Below are 20,702 nucleotides of genomic sequence, written 5' to 3'. Positions count from 1 at the left end.
GGTGTGTATGGCATGCCGGATTTTTTATGTTTAGCGGGTTTTCTTTTCAACAGAAAACTAAGAACTCGAAGGGCTCAACAAACATGCATGAGAGTGATATAATACAAACAAAAAAAGTCAAAAAGAGGAGCGATAAAGCCTCTATAAGTTTTATAAAGGATTACAATACGTATTATTAATTGTTATAATTTTTAACATTCATTTTCTATATCACAGAAACATAATAACATGTTACAAATTATTTTTATATTTATTGCTTGATATATACTTATTGCCTTCACCCTAAATTTCCCTACCTGAAAAATATAATTCATTCACGGTAGTGATATGCAAATAGTCCAAGCCGCTTATAGTGCGGTATCTAGAGATAACGATAGGGTATTAATCGACAAAGGGCAAAACGGTAGCTTTTTAACTTAGGCTTCCCCCTTTGTGGTAAGGCATAGTTTTTAAAACCAATGACGTTCCGTCCCCAACTTTTAAGGCGGAACCGGAGAATATTTTTAAACCGACACGACATGTTTTTCGAGAACCCCATCGCCAAGGCTGGCCTGCGCGCCCTGGCCGCACTTTTCGCGATCTGGACGGCCGTAACGCCCTCGCCGGCGCAGGACGGCCCCGAAATCCCCGGCTGGGCCCTCACCGGGCGCGACGGGCGGACGCGGGCCAAGCTGGCCCTGACCAAGACCTTCCCCCTCTCCGAACTGGAGGAGGGCAAGCCCTACAACCCCTTCGGGGGCAACGCCTGCCCCGAGGGCGAGTACGCCCTGGAGCTGGTCCTGGCCGACAACGGACTCGGAAAAACGGACGACGGCCCCTGGAAGCTGACCCTCGGGGTGGAGCTCCGCAAGGCGAGCCAGGAAGAGCCTCTGGCCGTGTTCTCCCTTTCGCTAGACTCACGGGCCGGACGCTACGCCCAGCGCCGTTTCCACACCGGCAACGACCTCGACTGCGACGGAGGCAACCAATACAGCCTGGCCGTCACCTCCATCACCACCGAGGGTAAAGTACCCGTCGACGGCGTAGAACTGACCGAAAACTGGCACTCGAAACCCGAGGCCGACCTGGAGACGGAGTTCGGGGTCCACCTGGACAATGTCCGCGCCAAATCGCACCGGGCCCTGCTCTCCTGGGAGTCCGCCGGAGCGGGCGTGGCCGAATACGACGCCGAGTGGGTGTTCGTCGACATGCGGGACGGAGGTTACGAACCCGGAATCACCGACCCCTACACCTACAAGGAACCCGTACGCGTAAGCGTCCGGGACACCCGGATCCACATCGACGCCCTGCATCCCGAAGGCAGGATATTCGCCCGCGTGCGGGCCGTGGCCTATACCGATGACGGAAAAGGCGGAACCGCAAGGGAAACGGGCCCCTGGATGTTCGCCGGGGCCGAAGGCTGGGACTACAAGAACTACGGCATGCAGATAGCCGGCAAGTCCGGCGAGCACTGGCAACGCGTCACCGGATTCGCCGAGGAGGGCAAACGCAAGACCTCCGTAAGCTACTTCGACGACGGCATGCGCAACAGGCAAGCCATCACCGACCTGGGCACCGAAAACCGCGTGGCCGTGGCAGAGAATTTCTACGACTACGAAGGGCGCCCCTCCGCCACGCCGCTGGCGGTTCCCGCCCAAGAGCGCACGCTCGACTATATCCCCGATTTCAACGCCTTCGCCACGCCCGGAGGGAAACGGGGGAAAGAGCGGAACCTCTACAACAACGGCAGGGCCGAAAACGCGAAGCTCGACGACGGGTCCGGCGCCGCGAGGTACTACTCCCCCCGCAACCCCGACGCCAACACCCAGGCGGGCGCCATGATTCCCGACGCCGAAGGTTACGCCTACGCCCACACCGAATACACCCGCGACGCCACCGGCAGGGTACGGCGCCAGGCCGGCGCCGGGGAGGCCTTCCGAGACGGCGGGGGAAGGGCCGTAAGGCACTTCTACACCGACCCCTCGCAGGAGGAACTCTACCGCCTGTTCGGCCCCAACGCCGGGGACGCTTCGCAATACCGCAAAAAAGCCACCGTGGACCCCAACGGGCAGGCCTCCCTGGCCTACACCGACCTGAGGGGCAAGACCGTTGCCACATCGCTCACCGGAGAGGCCCCCGGAAACGTTGATCCGCTCTCGAGCATCGGGGAGGGGAGCCAGACGCTGGAGGTGGACCTCACCGGCCGGCACGTCACTTCGGGCGACCGCAGGATCACCGAATACCGATTCCTGAACGTGGCGCCCAACACCGCCTACACCTTCACCTACAACCTGGCCGCGCAGGCCAAAGAAATCGCCGTGGCGGGATGCATGGAGTGCCGCTACGCGGTGACGTTCTACCTGATAGACCCGGCCGGCGAACGCGTGCCCCTGCGCAACCCTTCCGGCAAGGTGACCGATATCCTGACCGCCGACCTTAACGCCTCGAACTGCGAGGCCGTCAGCGCCCTTGAGCCCGAACCCATGACCGCCGTCCTCGCGGAAATAGGGGAATACGCCGTGTACAAGGAGGTGCGCGTGCGGGACTGGAGCGTCGAGGAGATCCGGAACAGCATCGACCTGACCGCCGAGATAGAGGCTATCGAGGAGCATTACACAGAGATGATAACCGTGCTGAAAGAGGACTGTCCCGTCGACGGCGGAGGCGCCGGAGCCGAGGAGCTGATCGCCGAGGCCTTCCTCGACAACGCCAACGCCGAGTGCGAGAGCATCATGACCGAGATACTCTCCGACCTGGACGGCAAGGGCATAGAGATAAACGAGGAGAATATCCGCGCCCACGATCGCCACTGCGAATACGAGTACTGCGCGGACAACGTCGCCGGCGAGGTGTACGCCATGCAGCTCAGCCGGAAACGGGAGTGGAAGACCCTGAGGGACGAGGCCCTGGCCGTGCCCGGGAACAAGTACCGGGAAGAGTTCGCCGTGACGGAATACCTGCTGGAGCACGACCCCTTCTTCACCCAAGGGTACGGCAAGAAAAAGGAGGACCGGTTCTGGGACCTGATGGAGTTCGAGCTGGGCGACGACCTGCGCGGAAGCGCCGAGCGCATAGCCGACCCGCAGGACAGGGACTTCTGGAAGGCGCCGGAAAAGGGCGCCAGCCCCGTACACGTGCTCTACGCCGAACTGCTCCGCACCGAGACCGGCGAGGCGCTTGCCGACAAGATCGACAAGCAGCGCTGGGACATCTACCGCGGGTATTACGAGGAGGCCAAGAAACTCCTGGTGCGCGAGATGGCCCGGGACGGCATAGAAGTGGGGGAGGGCGAGGAACAGAAGGAGTGGTCCTGCCCCGCCATGGCCGAAAAGAAAAACCCCGAGGCCTCGTTTCCCGACGGCTGGAAGGACAAGGACGATTTTGACAATCAGGTCGACAAATTCAAAAACACCCTGGGCCTGGACGACGGGTACGTGAGCCTGAACACCGGAACGGATATAAACGCCGACCGTGTGGACCTGCAGATAAAGGCCGTGACCTCGCTGTGCGGCACCGTGCTGGAGGAAGGGGAGAAGGAGATCCTAATCGAACACATCGTCTCCTATTTCCGGAGAAAAAAACACCTGGCCTTCATGTTCGGCTTCTTCGACAAGGCCGACGTGGGCGTGGACCCCGACCTGGACGCCATCATAGCGATGTTCAAAGAAAAGGATTGCGATATCGTCGAGAAGGAATTCGTCATAGAGAACCCCTTCGGATGCGCCGAGGAGAAAGAGATTCTCGTACCCGAACCCTTCCCCGCCTTCGGACAGGGGAGCTCCCGGGTGGCGTCAGCCTCGGGCAATTCCGTACGGGCGACGCCGGAAAACCCCTCGGCCTCCGCGGGCTTCGTTCCGCCGTCCCTGAGCCGGAAGTCGGCGGAAAAACAGGTCCAAAGCGACGAGGCCAAGATCATGGCCGACGCACTGGCCGTGATGGGGATCGGGGCCGTGGCCCCGACGGCCAACACCGACATGGCCGACCCCTCGATCCCGAAAAAGGAAATCGACGCGCTGGTCGACCTCTACAACGCTACGGGAGGGGACGATTGGCAATTGGATTACGGAAAAGAAGCCTGGGCCGAATTTGTCAAGAATCCGAATTCGGCCAACATCGCGGACCTGACGGGGGTGTCCGTATATGACGGGCATATCAGGGGCATCGATCTCCAACGGGTAAACCTAAAAGGACAGTTGCCCTCAAGTCTCAGCGACCTTAAAAAGCTGGAAAACCTGAACCTGTCGTCTAACAGTTTGGAGGGACCCATACCCTCTTTGGACGGCTTCAAGGACATTATGTGGCTGGAACTCTATAATAACCGACTCAGCGGACATATTCCCAACCTTGGCAGTTCGACACAATTATCCACTATACGGTTGGACGATAACAATCTCAGCGGACCAATTCCCGATTTGGGTAACCTGTCCCAACTGTACCACCTTAACCTGCAGAACAACAACCTTTCGGGGGCAATTCCCGATTTGGGAAATATGCCCCAACTGTATTTTCTTAACCTGCAGAACAATAATCTTTCAGGGACAATCCCCGCCTCAATCTCCACTCTCGGACAACTGGGGGACCTTAACCTTTCCCATAACCAACTTTCAGGGCAGATACCGGACTTGGGCGGACTTGAGGAACTTAGCCAGCTATACCTTAGCAACAACCAATTTACCGGAATGTCGGGAGACCTTCCGCAATATGCGTACGACATTGACCTCGCACATAACCGCCTGAACACATTCCCGCAGGGATGGGGCGTGACAGACGCCTCAACGGTGAACCTGTCGTTTAACGAAATATCCGCCCTTCCGAATAATGTCTGGGACATGTTCCCCGAAGCGCTGATACTCAACAACAACCGGATTACGCAAATACCGGGTTGTTCGGAAGACGGTGAAGCCCGGATACGCCAGATTTATCTCAAAGGAAACGACCTGACCTCCCTCCCCCACGATTTCGGGCTTAACGGCAAGTTCCCGAACCTTACCAAACTTGATATCGGGGACAACCCTTTTGGCGAAATCCCTCCGAGCCTATACGATGGCGCGCATTTCTCCAACCTTATAGGCCTAGGGCTCTCCAATCTTGGGATTGAGGAAATCCCGCAAGCATTTTGCGACAATAACAAACAGCTTGCGGACCTTGACCTTAGCCATAATAAACTGTCGTCACTACCTTCCAATTTTAGCGAATTGGTTCGAAGTGAACTACGCTTACTCTCGTTGGCGGATAACTCCTTTGAGGTATTCCCCGAATCGCTTTACAAAGGATATCGCAAGGTGCATGAACCTGTTCCGGAGTGGGGCGAACCTGGTTGGATTGAATACAGAAACGCTCTGGAACAACTTGACCTCAGAAACAATAAGATTGAAATTATACCCGAGCTCTCACCCTCAACCTGCGAAGAGGATTGTGGCCACGATGTCCATGATATGCCCGGAGCTTATTTTGTACTTAGACTGGATGGAAACCAAATAACGGAGTATCCACACAAAGGACCTAACGTATACTACCATCTGACATTGAACAACAACAGGTTGACCAGTATTCCGGATAAGTGGAAAATGTCAGAATACGACGGAAGTGTCGGCCCATTGAGGGTAATGTTGCTTGAAAACAACAGGATTGAAGAGTTCTCGGAGGTCCTAACCGATATGATATCCCTAAGGGGAAATAGCATAAGAAAAATAATAGTCGCAAAAGAAAATTGGCATGACTCACGTAGGTTATTGGACAATAACAATATTGAGGAAATTGTTATTTCTGAAGAGAATGATAACTACAGCTGGTCATCATATTATTTGAGTATATCTGGCAATAAGTTGCGGTTTACCAATATTGTCGACTTGGATAATCCGGAGAAACCAAACCCGGATCTCTTGTCCCAACCTTTTGAACATTTGGGGAATTACACACAGTTCGCCAGCGAAGTGTCAATGGAGTTCTCCGACGGATCGGTGATAAACGCCGGTGATATCGACCCGGTAACTTGTTCCGATAAGCTCGGTCAACTTTTCTCTTTCCGATGGGAATCCAACAGTGGAGACGGCTGGAAAACTGTCCAGCCCCAAAACGGGGCACAGGCTACTCCCTCAGGTTTTTATCCGGACCAAAAAGAAATCGTGTATCGGAAACACATGGGCGATATCCGGCTTAAAATCAAGTTGGATGAAAGCGTTTCAAAATTTAATAACCCTCTGGAAACATTGTCATATCTCGACGATAGCCATCCCCCTTACTGGGGGATAAACCACTCCCTACAATACGTATACTTCCCCGGGAGAGTCGAATACGACCCGGGACAACCCATCGTCAAACAATACGACATAAAGCGGACCGTCCCCACCCTCTGCCTGACCCCGACCACCACCGGCACCAACTGGTTCTACCGCGTCTACACCGCCACGGAGTACACGCACATCCTGCGCGAGCAGTGCGAGAAAAACGTGGAGCGGATCGTAGAGGAGCGCAAGCGCCAAACCATCGACAGCCTCTACGACGCCAAAATGTCGGAGTTCTACCGCCTGAGCGAGACGGCCTGCATGGACAATATCAGGACCGACCGCCTGGCCTACGAGTATACCCCCAAGGAGCACCACTACACGCTCTACTACTACGACCAGGCCGGCAACCTGAAGGAGACCGTGCCCCCCGAGGGCGTGGCGCCGCTGGACAAGACGAAGGTGGCCGAGCTCGCAACCAAAAAACGCCTGCGGGACTCCGGCGCCGATCCCGGGGCCCTGGAAAACCTTGACGAAAGCCTGTACCCGGCCCACCGCCTGCGCACGCGCTACCAGTACGACGCCCTGAACCGCCTGGCGTGGCAACGGAGCCCCGACGGGGGAGCCGTCCACTTCCGCTACGACGCGCTGGGGCGCCTGCGCCTCTCGCAGAACGCCCGGCAGGCCCGCGAGGACAAAGCCTCCTACATCAAGTACGACGCCCTGGGCCGTACCGTGGAAAGCGGCGAGATGGAGGGCTTCGCAACCGACCTGTCCATGGACGACGGGGAAGACAATGACGACGACGACCCCGACGATCTGCGGGCCAAGCTGAACAACCCCGCCTATCCGGGGCCGGACGACACTGGCCTGACCCTCAGGCACGTCACCCGCACGCACTACGACCGGCGCGCGGCGCAGGACCTGTTGCCGGAAGGCTTTCCGCAAGACTTCGAACCGGAAAACCTCCGCAAACGCGTGGCCTGGACCGAGCGCCTGGAGGAGGGCCCCGGAGGCGATGCCGTCACCGCGCACTACAGCTACGACATACACGGCAACGTCAAGAGCCTGGTGCAGTGCCAGCCCGGACTGGATCCGAAGCGGACCGACTACGTGTACGATTTGCTCAGCGGAAACGTGAGCTACGTCTTCTACCAGTTCGGGAAGCCCGACCAGTTCGCCCACCGCTACGACTACGACGCCGACAACCGCCTGCTGGAGGTGCACACCTCCGCCGACAGGTTGGTCTGGCACCGCGAGGCCACCTACCGCTACTACGCCCACGGGCCCCTGCGCCGCGTGGAGCTGGGACAGGCCGCCCCGCAGGGAACGGACTACTACTACACCCTGCAGGGATGGCTCAAGGGCGTGAACGCCGTGGGGGACGAATCCGATCCCGGAAGCGCCGCGACCAAGGACGCCTTCGCCTACAGGCTGGGCTACTATGAGGGCGACTACAGCCCCGTAAACGCCGGAAAAGCCCCCAAGGGCGAGGCCGGGCTATGGGAAAAGCAGGAAGCCGAAAACGGAAACCGCGGGCTGTACAACGGCAACATATCCTGGATGGTCACCGACCTGCCCTACGCCGGCCGGCAGGACGGCGCCAGGGAAAAGGGCGTGCAGGGCATGCTGTACAGGTACGACCAGCTGAACCGGCTGGTCAAGGCCCGGAGCCTGCGGGGATACGAGGCCGCCACGGGGGCCTTCGCCGCGCGCGAGGCCGTGATGCCCTACGACACCGACTATTCCTACGACGCCAACGGCAATATCCTGACGCTGGAGCGCAGGAACAAGGACGGGGAGCTGGGGCATAAGTTCTCCTATTCCTACAACCGGGACGCCGACGGCGAACTGGCCGACAACCGCCTGCGCCGCGTGCTCAACGACCCCGAGGTGGCCGCCGCCGTGGGCGGAAGCTCCAAGCCCGCCGGCTGGGACGAGCGGGTGTACGACAACGAGCCCCTGCCCGACAGACAGCCGGAGCACTACCGCTCGCTGACCGTATCGGGCGCCGGCGCCTCCGTGGAAGCCGGCAGGGACGTGGAAGCCGTGGCCGGGGAGATCCTCCTGAAGCCGGGATTCGAGGTGAAAGCAGGCGCCCAGGCCCTGTTCAGGGCCGAGCCCGTGCCGGAGGAAAAGCCCGAGCTCTTCGCCGAACAGACCGATCCCGACAACTACGTGTATGACGAGATCGGCAACCTGCTGGAGGACAAGGCCGCCAAGGTGCGCATAGACTGGTTGCCCGACGGCAAGGTGGCCCGGGTGCGCAAAACCCTGGACGCGGGAGAGCAGGTAACCCTCTTCGCCTACGACGCCTCCGGAAACCGGATCAGCAAGACCGTGAGGACACCTGACGGGGAGGAGAGAACCACCCGCTACCTGCGCGACGCCTCCGGAAACCCCATGGCCACCTACGAGGACGGAAAGCTGGCCGAACAGCCCGTGTACGGCAGTTCGAGGCTGGGCCTGTACCGCCCGCAGACGGGCACCCTAGCCGGTGACCTGCGCGTAGGTTTGAGAAACTACGAGCTCACCAACCACCAGGGCAACGTACTGGCGGTAATCTCCGACAGGGCCTCAGCAGACGGAAACCCCGACGTGCTTTCCACCAACGACTATTTCCCCTTTGGTTTGACTATGAAAGGGCGTAGCTTTAGCGCAGGGAAGTATAGGTATGGGTTCCAGGGACAGGAATCCGATACCGAGACGGGCTTCGTCAACTACAAGTACCGGATGCACGATCCGGTGATCGGGAGGTTTTTTGCGGTGGATCCATTGGCTCCTGATTATCCTTGGAATTCGCCTTATGCTTTTAGTGAGAATAGGGTTATTGATGGGATTGAGCTGGAAGGCTTGGAATGGTATTATACTGCTGATGGAAGATATGCGGGAAAGTATGGCACCAGTGACGAAATTCGTATTATTAAGAGTGATGCAAATTCAATTAAATCATTTGCGAAATTTATTAAACCTTTTATAAAAAATACTACCACACCTCCTGTATATAGAGAAAGTATTCTATTCTCTGAATCTTCTTCTTCTACCCAAGTCAAAGTTATTAAGAAAATATGGTCTCAAAAAAAATCGTTTCATCCAATAAAAAGTATTAATGTTATTAATGATAAAAAAAGTAAGCTTGCCGCATCCGCCGTAGCAGATGGTAAATTAACGGTAAATATGGGATTACAAGAAAATGGAGAAACATTATTCAATAATTATCACAATCTTATAAATACATTTGTTCACGAAGATCAACATTTTAAGGGGATTGGAGATGCTGTTTTTCAACATTTTGAAATTGCAATGTATCAAACATCTCATTCCAGCTTTAAACGAGGAACTAAGAATTATAAGGAATATATAAAAGGTGTCGCTAATGGATACTTACAAGATCAAGAGGGATTTATCAGTCGGGCGCTTTTTAATGCTGAGACTGTAGGGAAAAGAGAGCAGTGGCTTAACGATCCAGAAAAAAACAAGTACATTAAGATGTATAATAAAAATGTTAAATCTTTCAATAAAACATTTAATGAAAACAGGAAGGCTAAAAATTTCAACAGACCCAGCAATAAATAAGATTAAGGTAATCTATTAAAAGTAAGGATGGTTTTATTGATTCATTTTAAAGCAAGGAAATCTCAACAACATGCCCCCACGTAGCGGGAATGCCATAAAAAACGGAAAATCCTCCCCGGCTCGATTAAGCTTGTCGTCGGCCGTTTCCGGCTTCCTACCTAAATTCCGCAACTGAATTTAGGTTCCTAGCCGGGAACTTACCCCGAGCGCATTGGCCATTTGGCCTTAACGCAAGGGCTGTATCAATAAAAAACGAACGGGAAATCCGGTGTGTATGACATGCCGGTTTTTTTGCGTTTAGGCGGGGTTTCTTTTCAACAAAAACTATCCCAATAATCCATAAGATCAAATAAGTAGTCATTCAAAATTAATTCGATACTTTGTCCCAATCCCTCTAATGACATCATCGATGGCTTTTGTCAGCTCTTCTATTGAATCAAAATAGTTCGGCTTTGAAAGCCATCGATGCTTGAATTCGAGCCAAAGCCTCTCGATGAAATTAAGCTCGGGGGAATATGCCGGTATAAATTGCAGGAACAGGCCTTTTTCTGCCCATTCACCCATTTTTTCTCTGACGCATTTCGCTTTGTGAATGCTTGCGTTATCGATTAGGACAACCGTTTTCTTCTCTATTTGATCGACAAAATTATTAATGCACGCAACCGTGGTTTCAGCCGTTGCCGCGCCCTTAATTCTGAATCCATGGAAATCGCATTTCCGATTCACAAAACCGACAACCGTATGGTTGCTGCCGGGCATACTGGATAACCGATGCGTTTTTCCAACCTTTTGCCATCCATAAGGAACGACCGGTGACAGGTTCACTCCCATTTCGTCAAACGAATACAAATCTATTTCACCTTCATCTTCCATCTTCTTAAGCTCCTGTATCTCAGTTTTAAAGAAATCGAACAGCACCTTGTCCCGTTGGTGGGAACAGCTGACCCGCATTCTTTTGTAACTGAATCCAGCAAACCTTAATAATCGGGACAGGACCGCGCAGGATGCGGTAACGGAACAGTTCTCTTGAGCCCATTGCACCACTTGACAAAGGCTTCGTGGGACATTCTTATCCACATACTCAAATTTTTTTGGAGTTATCCTCCCCAATTACAGGTTTCCGCCCACGCCCCGGAAGGTCTTTAAGGTCCCAGTCTTCATTCTCCTCAATTTGATCGAACCAAGACGATACGGTTTCCGTTGTGACACTCAACAGGTCGCTGATCTGGGATCGTTGACACCCCTTTGTACTAAAAAGGATGGCTTGGGCTCTTTGCCTTACCCGGTAATTCTCACTCTTTCTGACAAGAGTTTCTAAACGGTTGACGGTCGATGATGATAAGTTCAAAAAACGCATGACCAAATTTACAGATTTAATAATTTACGTGGGCATGCGAAGCTAAACTCGAATTATTTTTGGAGAGGTACTTAAGAGTAAGCATCACCTTTATTCATCGGCATTCACCTTGTTAAAATGAATAGAATAACAAAACTGATAAAACGCTTCGTATTTCCCTCCTTTCTCCCCCACTCCACATACATCCTTCAACTTTAACCCGACCATTCCCCGACAGTATTATGACTGAAGCGGTATGGCAGAACAAAAAAGATAACCTATAAACAAAACCAACTGTAGATTGGGCTTCCCCTCCAATAATTCAGAAGCCAACGTTAACCACGTTGGCTTCTGAATAAAATACTAACAACATATCACAAGAATTACATTCTTCTCCTTATACGAACTCACAACCTAGCCGGCCCCGGAAGCGGTATATCATAACTTCTGGCCGTAAACTTTTGTATATTTTCCGGAGAGTAGATCAATTGGAAATCAAACTCAAAATAAGGCTTCGGCGAATTGATCGGCAGAGTGATAGTCTTAGGGTACGATAGCTGGGGACCTAAGTAAATATCGCCCGATAAAGAAACACTTGGACTTCTCATTACCCCCAAAACCATATAAACATAAAACCCCGAAATGTCATATGTAACGGTATTAGCCCCTACATATTTTTTCTCAAGGGTAAAATAAACAGTCTCAGCCCCATCAGAATTATCTCTGACCAGATATGTAATATCAATTGTTTCGGGAATATAATCTCCTTCTCCTTGAGCGAAAGCGGATATAAAAAGGATATTAAAAAAGCAGATAAAAGAAATTTTTTTCATAATAAATTTAATTTCAATAGTATAAAAATAGAATCCAACATATGTCCTGTCAGGCGAAGAATCATGGACAAACAACCGGTAAAAAACGTCCCGCCAAATAGTACCTAAACAAAAAGAAGCAAACCTGGCCTTCGCCCTATTAAGCAATTTCTCCGCAGGCCAATAAAATCAAACCGGATATATCAGTTATGTCCCAAAAAAGCTGGACCCGGCAACGGAATATCGAAACACCTAGCTTTATAATGCCTGGTTTCGTGCTTGAAGATTAAGCTAAAATCAAATTCAAAATACGGCTTCGGTGAATTGATCGGCAAGGTAACCCTATACGGAGTTTGAATATACGGGACCTCATACCGGTATTCCACTCCTTCGGGAGGGGTTCTATAATAACCCGTATAAATAATATCGTAAGTTACCGTACTAACCGTTTCTCCCGTCTTCTTTAGTTCAAAATAAACACGCTCATCAGTACCTTCTATATCATGCGTAAACTCTATAGTTTCCGGAACGTAATTACCTTGAGCAAAGGCATACGAAGCGCCTAACGCAATAATAAGAAATAAAAAAGCTAATTTTTTCATATAAAAAATTCTTACTAATAGATAAAAATCAATCACATAAACATATATTTACACACTTAATAAAGCAAACTAAACCTTATATTTTATTAAAAACAAACACATTTTCATTTAGGTATACACTTGAACAAAATTGTCCTTGTTTTGATGTTGGTACCCTCACTAAGGCCAACAAATGGTTTGTATTCTTTTTTCCGGACTGTTTTATTTTTTAAGTTCGTATACGGTGGCGGGGATTCGGGTATACGGTTTATTTTATTGGGGCTACCCTCATAACGCCTTTCCACTTTTTCTTTTTTAGGTCTAAAATATCACATATATATGAGTGCGAAGATTATCTCGGTGCTGAACCACAAGGGCGGGTCGGCCAAAACCGAAACGGTATTTAATCTGGCGGCCGCCTTGCGCTTGGCCGGTCACCGGGTGTTGATGGTGGATCTGGATTCGCAGTCGAACCTGACGGAGTCTTGCGGTCTGTTTATCGAGGAGGGCGAGTACGACATCACGCACAGTATCGTGCGGAACTTGCCTTTGCAGGCTTTGTCTTTTGACAACCTTCCGGACCTGTTGCCGTCGAGTATCGATTTGGCTACGGCGCACGGACATTTCTCGAACAATATCGTTGGGTATTTCCGTCTGCGGGATATTCTCTCTACAATCCGTGAGCAGTACGATTATATCGTGATCGACAATTCGCCTTCGCTGGACTTCTTGGCCATCAACAGCCTTAACGCCGCGGACGAGGTTATTATTCCTGTGGAATGCAAACCGAAGGGGTTGAGGGGCATTTCGGCGGTGATCAACCTGATCGACAGTATTCAGTCAACAACGAACGAAAAGCTGAGGCTGAGCCATATTTTGCTTACGCGCAAGGACAATACGGCGCTAAGCAAGCAGACGGAGGAGTTTCTGCGCGAGCAGTACGGTAAGCTAGTGGCCAAGAGCGGTATTCCTTCGAACGTGAGCGTTCCGGAGGCTTCGGCGGCGGGTATCAGCGTTATGGAGTACGCTCCGCAATCGAAAGGGGCCGAGGCTTATGAGGCTTTCGCGAAGGAAGTGGATAAGGTTGGTTTGGGTGTTTGAAAAATTGACGGGATGTCGCAAGGTTGGAACTTTGCGGTAAGGTGAGTCACAAGGCTGGAGCCTTGCGACGGCCCGCAAAAATCATGAGGTGAGAGCGGGAACTTTGTTCTGGACCACGGTTCCTACCTAAGCCCTGTACTGATGAAGATCCGCTAACAGGGTTGTTTACGTTCTGTATTGCGTTTGTAGAAAAGATATGGCGAAGAAGAATTTGTTGGCGAATTATCGTCAGGGGAAAAATCATTTGGTGAAGAAAACGGATATCCCGGCCACGTTGCAGGTGGTGGAAGAGGAGAAGGATACTTTGGCGCTGGGGGATATTGTGGTGCGTCCGGAGTTGCGGGATTTTATTCCACCGCTTAAGGAGGAGGAGTTTGGCCGTTTGCGGGCGAACCTGCTGTCGGAAGGCGTTTTGGAGCCTTTGGTGCTTTGGCGTGACGGCGCCGAGTCCGTGTTGGTGGACGGGCACAACCGCTACCGCGTGTTGGCGGAGCATCCGGAGCTGAAGTTCAAAGTCCACTATAAGGAATTCGCCGATCAGGAGGAGGCGAAGGAGTGGATGATCCTTTTGCAGTTGGGACGCAGGAACCTGACGGCGGAGCAAGCGAGTTATCTGCGGGGCTTGCGCTACGAGGCCGAGAAAGTGAAAGAGGGCTTTAAGGGCAACCAGCATACGGACGGCGGTGGCGAACCTCAAAATGAGGTTCAGCGGAATACCGCGGCGTATTTGGCCGAGGTGATGAAAGTGTCGAAGGCCACCATCGAGCGCGACGCGCAGTACGCACGGTCGCTGAACCTTGTGGGGAGGCTGAACCCCGAGGCGAAACGGGAGATTTTGGCCGGCAAGGCGAGGGTGACCAAGGGACAGTTGCAGAAGCTGTCGAAGTATGACTTGTCCGACATATCGTTGGAGAATGCGGGCGCTATACCAGGTTTGGTCAAGCGCCTGAAGGAGGAGGAAAAGGCCCGCAAGGAACGTACCCGGGCGGATATGCTCCGCGAGGCCAAGGCCGAGCTGGTGGCGATGGTCAGGGCGTTGCCCGATAACGCCGGCAAGGATGACGTAAAGGCGGTAAAGGTTAAGCTGGACGATTATGTGAAGGTTTGTAAAAGGAGTTGATACTCTCCCATTTATCTAAGATTCAAACAGGGAAATTATTCTTTAATCGCATAAGTTAAAAATTGCGATACGATTTAAATATTTAGACATTTGCGTCAACCGGCCCGGACTTGTTCCGGGCTTTTTTTGGGCTCAATAATCCAGTAATTTTTGAAATGCCTATCGTTAACGTCAGACAAGGCTCCTTACCAATTCCAATTAATGTATTTAAATCCGAGTTAAAAAAACACATGTCTTATGAAGAATATTTTCACGCTATTGTCCGTATTTATTTTCGGTTTCCCGATGGTTTTCGCACAAAGTAATTCATTCCCTGAAGAGGGAAATGTACTAATAAGGCAAACGTCGTCCGGTAGTTTCCGGGCTTATGATGTAGCTAACTATCATGGTAATATAGTGTCGCGCCTTGAAGCTACAAACGACGGATCAGGTCAATTATGGCTAAGGGACCCTTCAAGTAACTATAAAGTATATTTTAAAAGCGGAACATCCCCTTCTTTTATTGTCGGGGACTTAGTATTGGGTGAAGTTCCATCATCATCAAAAGGCAGAAAGTTATTTGTTAAGGGGGAAACAGAATTCACGGGAAATATTTTCACTAGTGGCAATGTTGAATTAAAGCAAAACCAAGGTGATTATTTTAAGGCTTTAGATCTTAAAAATTTCAACAACACAATTGTATCCAGGTTTGAAGCTACAACCGATGGATCTGGCCAATTATGGCTTAAGGACCACTTAGGACAATATCAGATAATTTTTAGGTCAAAAGACTCTCCTTCTTGCATTAATGGAGAACTTGTAATTGGAGATTTCACACCAAATTCTAAACATAAAAAGCTATACGTAAAAGGGGACTCATGGTTAGAAGGTCAGTTGGGTGTAGATGGTAAAATCACGAGTGAAGAAGTGAAAGTACAGGTTGTAAACGCCCCCGACTATGTGTTTGCGGAAGATTACAACCTTCGAAGCCTTTTGGAAACCAAACAATATATCGAGGATCATCAGCACCTTCCGGAGATCCCATCGGCGAAGGAAATGGAGAAAGAAGGTGTGGATTTGGGGAAAATGAATATGAAACTTTTGCAGAAGATCGAGGAGTTGACGCTCCATCAGATTCAGCTTCAAGAACAACTTCTCGACCTTAAACAAGAGGTGGATTCCCTTAGGTCCAAGGGAGGAAAATGACTACACCTTTTTAGCCGGTCTATAAGGGTTACAAGAACTATTCAACTATAAATATCCATTTCATGAGAATTTTTATTGTCTGCGGATTACTCTGTATGGTTGCGCTAATAGGAAAAGCGCAGGAAATAAACCACGAAGGGTCTGACATTACCTTCAAAATGCCTGCTACTAGCAACAAAAACATAATCCTGTCCCCAGAAACGGTGGACACCAACAAAGCAAGGCTTAGAATCGGTACAACCCCAAGCTTTGGTGGTAATTATAGTTACTATTTCACCCATGACCATGATTATACTTACATAGGAAAAGCCTTAGGGATTGGAATTAGTTCTCCTCAACATCTTCTGCATTTAAATGCAACGAACCCTGTTTTACGTATTCAATCGAAGGTGAATAATAGTATAGGGGGTAAGATTCGATTTACAGAGTACTTTTTCCAAGGAGCCTATATGCACTATGAAGCTGACAAAAACAGATTTGATATCGGTATGCATCATGTTGCCGATGAGGAGTTGGGGAGTGACGTGCCCTCCATTACAGTTCTAAGACATAACCAATATGTCGGTATAGGTAATATTTCTCCTGTACAAAGACTCCATGTAAATGGAATCGTAAGATCGGCAGGGTACCATATTGAGAATGGAGGTGGTATAGTTGGAATAGGTAACGGAGCATTTAGTATCGGAGAAGGAGAGGAAACATGGTCATTAGTTGGAAAAGAAATAAAAATAGTACATGGTGTTGTTGGTCGCTCAGCCCTATTGACAGTAGCAGGAAAGGTCCACGCAAAAGAGGTAAAAATCGATTTACAGGCTGGAGCCGACTTTGTATTTGATGAAGAATACAACTTACCGGAGTTATCAGATGTAGAGGTCTATATAAAAAAGGAAAAACATTTACCAGAGATTGCCCCTGCTTCTGAAATGATAAAAAGTGGACTTAATTCTGGGGAATTCCAAATTCAGCTATTGCAAAAGATTGAAGAGCTAACACTATACACCATTGAGCAGGAAAGTAAAATCAAACGTTTGGAGAAACTTGTAGAGCAACTTTTAAATGACAAATAATATGAAGCGATTTTTAACCCTTATCTGGATAGTTTTTTTTACAGGTATCACTCAAAAAAGTTATTGTCAGACTGATGAAGGAATTACTGTACAAGGCAATAATTCTATTAGTTCGGTAAATGGGTTTTATAATAAAATACAGTTTAGCGACGCGGGTTTCGGAGCCTTGGTTTTTAATCCGGGGCAACTTTCAGAATTGATGTTTGGCTTTCACGTTAATGGAAGGTTTTACTGGGGAACAGGCCAGAATGCCACTACACCAAACTATTACCCCATGATTCTTGATGCGAAAACAGGAACTCTTGAAGTCAGAGAAAACGTGTTTTCCAAATCATTTAATATGCATGATGGCGAGGCGAAACTTGTAATCTATAGAGATAGTGACTTGGGAGACTGGTCTCTGCTCAGGGCAAATTCCGGTAACGGAGTCGGCATCATTGGGCAACCGGACGTTATGGCTTTGGCTGTTGACCGGAATAATAGCCATATCGGATTGGGAACATCGACTCCTCTCTCGAAAGTACATATTAAACATTCTAGTGGATATTATAGCCCTGGAGGACTTCTATTTGAGAACAGTACAGGATCCTCTGTGTATAACTTTATAAACTCTGATAATAATTTTTTTATCGGCTATAACGAAAACGCTTCTCAAAAATACCCACAAGGGAGCTATTTAACCCGACTATTTATAAAATCAAATGGGTATGTAGGCATTGGCAATACCTCACCTGGGTCACTACTAAATGTTGGGACAAAAACTAGTCGTGAGCCTTCCCCTATCGCCCAACTAGGACAATCTTCACCCAATTCAGAAGCGCGGGTTCTTTCCTTAGTTAATTCCGGCGGAGGATCAAATCAATCAACATCTCTTGAATTTCATAACAGAAGCGATTGGTCAGCCACAGGTAAAATACAATTACAACAAATTGGCGCAAATAGTATGTCTGACATGCACTTCTATACTTATAATAATGGTAGCCTAAAAAAGCGAATGACAATCAACCACAAAGGCGATGTCGGGATCGGAACAAATGCTCCCTTCCACCTCCTTCACATCAAGTCAGAGAGGCCAACCCTCCGTATAGAATCAATGCCAAATATATCTGACGGCAGTAAAATACGATTTACGGAAGCTGCTTTTGCAGGCGCCTATTTACATTACGAAGCTGATAAGAACAGATTGGACATTGGAATGCATCATGCTCTTGACGCCGACCCCCAAAACGACATCCCCGCATTGAGCATCTTGAGACATAATAGGCATATTGGCATCGGAACCACCAATCCCGGCATCTACCGACTTGCGGTAAAAGGGAAAGTCAAAGCGCAAGAGGTTAAAGTATCTTTGGACGGATGGTCAGACTTTGTTTTTGAAGACAGTTATAATTTGGCCAGTCTTAAAGATGTCGAAGCGTTTATCACCAAACACGGCCATTTGGAACATATCCCATCGGCCGGGGAAGTTGAAAAAGACGGAGTGGATTTGGGCGCTATGGACGCAAAACTGTTGCGTAAAATCGAGGAACTGACACTTTACGCTATTGACCAAAACAAACAAATCGGAATCTTAAAAAACGAAAACAAGATCCTAAAAGAAAAAATGGATAAAATAGAGCGCATGGAAGCGGAATTGGCTGCCCTGAGGAAGCTTATCCTTTCAGCCAAAGGGAAATAAACGGTGTGATTTAGAAAGAAAAAAAGGTAAACCTCAATTTGAGGTTTACCTTTTTTGGTTGTAGGTCTCTATTATCCCAAAACCGTACGCGCTTCCCACTCTTGGATATTCCGGGTTTCGGTGGAGAAGTTGACGCCTATCAGGACGGATTTTTTGCCGGTGTTGGCGTAGCGGGCGTAGTATTGTCGGTCCCGTATCTGGTCGAGGGCTTGGCGGGCGCTGGCGTCGAGCTTGAACTCGAAGACGTAGAACGCGTCAGGAGCCTCCAAGACGGCGTCTATGCGACCTTGGGCGGTTTGGGCTTCGGAATAGACCTGCATCCCCGTGAGACTCAATACCACGTGCGTAATGGCGTGGAAGTATGACTCCCTATTGGCGGTGATGGAATACGGAACCGTTTCGAATACGGTTCTCAGCACTTCGAAAAAGGTTTCGAGGTCTTGCGCCAGCAGGGCCCGGGTAGCCTTGAGGCTTACGTTACTTTCGGTTTGGGTGACGGGGCCTCCCATATATTCGGCCAGGACATAGCGCAGGAAGGAGTGGCGCACTTCCTTGTTGGGATAAGAAAGCCGGTATGAAACGTGCCCACCGGGCATATCCTGCCTTTCCTTGACGGTCAGGTATCCGGTTTGGAAAAGGAGCGAGTAGAGGTCCACGTGCTGGATGTCGGCGCTGTCGAGCAGGGTATCCGAACCGTATACGGACTCTAGCTCGTAGGCGGGAATGCGGGCGTCGGTAAGGGCTTTGGTGAGGAACGTGGGGGTTCCGGTGGAAAACCAATAATTGTCGAAGCGCGCTTTTTTGAAGAAGTTCAGGATGGAGAAGGGATTGTATATCCCCTGCCCTTCGGCCCAGGCGTATCCGTTGTACCAGTCTTTCATGTTCCGCATCACTTCGGCGCGGGGCATTTTTCTTTTTTCGGCCACTCTGTCTATCCATTCCCCGAAATTATCTTCGATCTCCCGCTGGGTATAGCCAGCGATGTCGGCGTAGTCTTCCTCAAGGGTGATATCATCGAGGTTGTTGAGGTCGGAGAAGATGGAGACTTTTCCGTATTTGGAGACACCTGTAAGCAGGGCGAAACGGATATTGGCGTCTTGGGACTTAAGGGTGGCGTAGAAATTTTTGAGCGTGTCCACGTTCGTTTTCATCGCCTCCGTGTCGCCCAGAAAATCGGTTATGGGCTTGTCATATTCGTCGACCAAGACAACGGCCTTTCCTTTTGTTTTCGCCAGGGTCTCGAGCAGTTCGTTGAATTTGTCCTTGGGGCTTTCGCTTCGCAGTTCCAGGCCGAAGGAGGCCGCGCAGTTGTCCATCTGACGGGCCAAGGCAATTTGCAGGCTTTGGCCCCGGTAGTCGAGCCTGTTGAAATCGATATAGATAACCGGGGACGCAATCCCTGACCAATCGACACGGTCGGCGATCCAGAGGTCACGGAAGAGTTCTTCGGATCCTGAGAAGAGTTCTTTGAGCGTGCTGACAAGAAGGGATTTTCCGAAACGGCGGGGTCTGGAAACGAAGATGTATTTGCTTGATCCGATAAGCCGGTGGAGCTGTCTTGTTTTGTCGACGTAGAGGTACCCTTCGGTACGGAGGGTTCTGAAATCTTGTATACCTATGGGTAGTTTCATTCTGTCGGGCACGGGGTAACTGGTTAGGGGTACGGACGGCGGTACCCAATATTACGGATTGTTTGGGAAAAAGGGAAGGTATTGGTTTGGTATTGCGTGTTATGCACTACGACATAATTATTGGGATTAAAAATACGGTATTCCGAAACCATTGACATGTTACACTTAACAGACCCCGGTGTTACTTTTTACTCACCTGCTTTGTTTGCTTTCTGCGGTGTTCATGAGATCGCTATCGCTCAGTTGACGATAAAAAAGTAACCAAAAAATCTTCTAAATACGGCTACAAATTTTTCTTCCATCCAAAAGCATTGTGGTTATGGAAGAAAAATAAAGGCCTGAGATTAGTTTTTTGGAACGTATTGGTGTCAATAATTGATCGAAGAATTATACGAATAAAGCAAGAATAATT

10 protein-coding genes are annotated in these 20,702 nt (G+C 50.0%); 6 read left to right on the top strand and 4 right to left on the bottom strand.

What is annotated here, in order from left to right; translation table 11 throughout:
* Positions 1–518: 518 nt before the first annotated feature.
* Positions 519–9,779: an RHS repeat-associated core domain-containing protein gene (locus AABK39_RS26130; RefSeq protein WP_338396104.1), complete on the top strand. Its 9,261-nt coding sequence runs from the start codon at positions 519–521 to the stop codon at positions 9,777–9,779.
* Positions 9,780–10,136: 357 nt separating this feature from the next.
* Here AABK39_RS26130 and AABK39_RS26125 read toward each other — a convergent pair whose 3' ends face one another.
* The 3 genes from AABK39_RS26125 to AABK39_RS26115 form a co-directional block, all read right to left on the bottom strand.
* Positions 10,137–10,856, bottom strand: coding sequence for an IS630 family transposase (locus AABK39_RS26125; RefSeq protein WP_338396103.1), 720 nt, complete (start codon positions 10,854–10,856; stop codon positions 10,137–10,139).
* Between the two features lie 666 nt (positions 10,857–11,522).
* On the bottom strand, positions 11,523–11,948 hold the full coding sequence (locus tag AABK39_RS26120; RefSeq protein ID WP_338396102.1) for a hypothetical protein: 426 nt from the start codon (positions 11,946–11,948) through the stop codon (positions 11,523–11,525).
* Positions 11,949–12,130: 182 nt separating this feature from the next.
* Entirely contained in the window at positions 12,131–12,529 is a 399-nt protein-coding gene (locus tag AABK39_RS26115; protein WP_338396101.1) for a hypothetical protein, read from the bottom strand.
* Between the two features lie 318 nt (positions 12,530–12,847).
* On the opposite strand from AABK39_RS26115, the gene AABK39_RS26110 reads away from it, so the two are divergent.
* The 5 genes from AABK39_RS26110 to AABK39_RS26090 all read left to right on the top strand — a co-directional run bounded on the left by AABK39_RS26110 (position 12,848) and on the right by AABK39_RS26090 (position 18,659).
* Positions 12,848–13,609: a ParA family protein gene (locus AABK39_RS26110; protein WP_338396100.1), complete on the top strand. Its 762-nt coding sequence runs from the start codon at positions 12,848–12,850 to the stop codon at positions 13,607–13,609.
* 196 nt (positions 13,610–13,805) lie between these two features.
* Entirely contained in the window at positions 13,806–14,729 is a 924-nt protein-coding gene (locus AABK39_RS26105) for a hypothetical protein (RefSeq protein WP_338396099.1), read from the top strand.
* Positions 14,730–14,966: 237 nt separating this feature from the next.
* Positions 14,967–15,914: a hypothetical protein gene (locus tag AABK39_RS26100; RefSeq protein ID WP_338396098.1), complete on the top strand. Its 948-nt coding sequence runs from the start codon at positions 14,967–14,969 to the stop codon at positions 15,912–15,914.
* 62 nt (positions 15,915–15,976) lie between these two features.
* Entirely contained in the window at positions 15,977–16,981 is a 1,005-nt protein-coding gene (locus tag AABK39_RS26095) for a hypothetical protein (RefSeq protein WP_338396097.1), read from the top strand.
* A gap of 1 nt (position 16,982) precedes the next feature.
* Positions 16,983–18,659, top strand: coding sequence for a hypothetical protein (locus tag AABK39_RS26090; RefSeq protein ID WP_338396096.1), 1,677 nt, complete (start codon positions 16,983–16,985; stop codon positions 18,657–18,659).
* A gap of 71 nt (positions 18,660–18,730) precedes the next feature.
* Here AABK39_RS26090 and AABK39_RS26085 read toward each other — a convergent pair whose 3' ends face one another.
* Positions 18,731–20,290: an ATP-binding protein gene (locus tag AABK39_RS26085; RefSeq protein ID WP_338396095.1), complete on the bottom strand. Its 1,560-nt coding sequence runs from the start codon at positions 20,288–20,290 to the stop codon at positions 18,731–18,733.
* Positions 20,291–20,702 lie beyond the last annotated feature (412 nt).

The organism is Fulvitalea axinellae (assembly GCF_036492835.1).
In the GTDB taxonomy this organism is placed as follows: domain Bacteria; phylum Bacteroidota; class Bacteroidia; order Cytophagales; family Cyclobacteriaceae; genus Fulvitalea; species Fulvitalea axinellae.
This window is presented reverse-complemented; position numbering and strand designations above follow the sequence as displayed.

Bases quoted from the DNA above. Each gene is read 5' to 3' on its own strand.
- AABK39_RS26130 (WP_338396104.1), top strand. From the start codon at position 519: ATGTTTTTCGAGAACCCCATCGCCAAGGCTGGCCTGCGCGCCCTGGCC.
- AABK39_RS26120 (WP_338396102.1), bottom strand. From the start codon at position 11,948: ATGAAAAAAATTTCTTTTATCTGCTTTTTTAATATCCTTTTTATATCC.
- AABK39_RS26115 (WP_338396101.1), bottom strand. From the start codon at position 12,529: ATGAAAAAATTAGCTTTTTTATTTCTTATTATTGCGTTAGGCGCTTCG.
- AABK39_RS26110 (WP_338396100.1), top strand. From the start codon at position 12,848: ATGAGTGCGAAGATTATCTCGGTGCTGAACCACAAGGGCGGGTCGGCC.
- AABK39_RS26105 (WP_338396099.1), top strand. From the start codon at position 13,806: ATGGCGAAGAAGAATTTGTTGGCGAATTATCGTCAGGGGAAAAATCAT.
- AABK39_RS26100 (WP_338396098.1), top strand. From the start codon at position 14,967: ATGAAGAATATTTTCACGCTATTGTCCGTATTTATTTTCGGTTTCCCG.
- AABK39_RS26095 (WP_338396097.1), top strand. From the start codon at position 15,977: ATGAGAATTTTTATTGTCTGCGGATTACTCTGTATGGTTGCGCTAATA.
- AABK39_RS26090 (WP_338396096.1), top strand. From the start codon at position 16,983: ATGAAGCGATTTTTAACCCTTATCTGGATAGTTTTTTTTACAGGTATC.
- AABK39_RS26085 (WP_338396095.1), bottom strand. From the start codon at position 20,290: ATGAAACTACCCATAGGTATACAAGATTTCAGAACCCTCCGTACCGAA.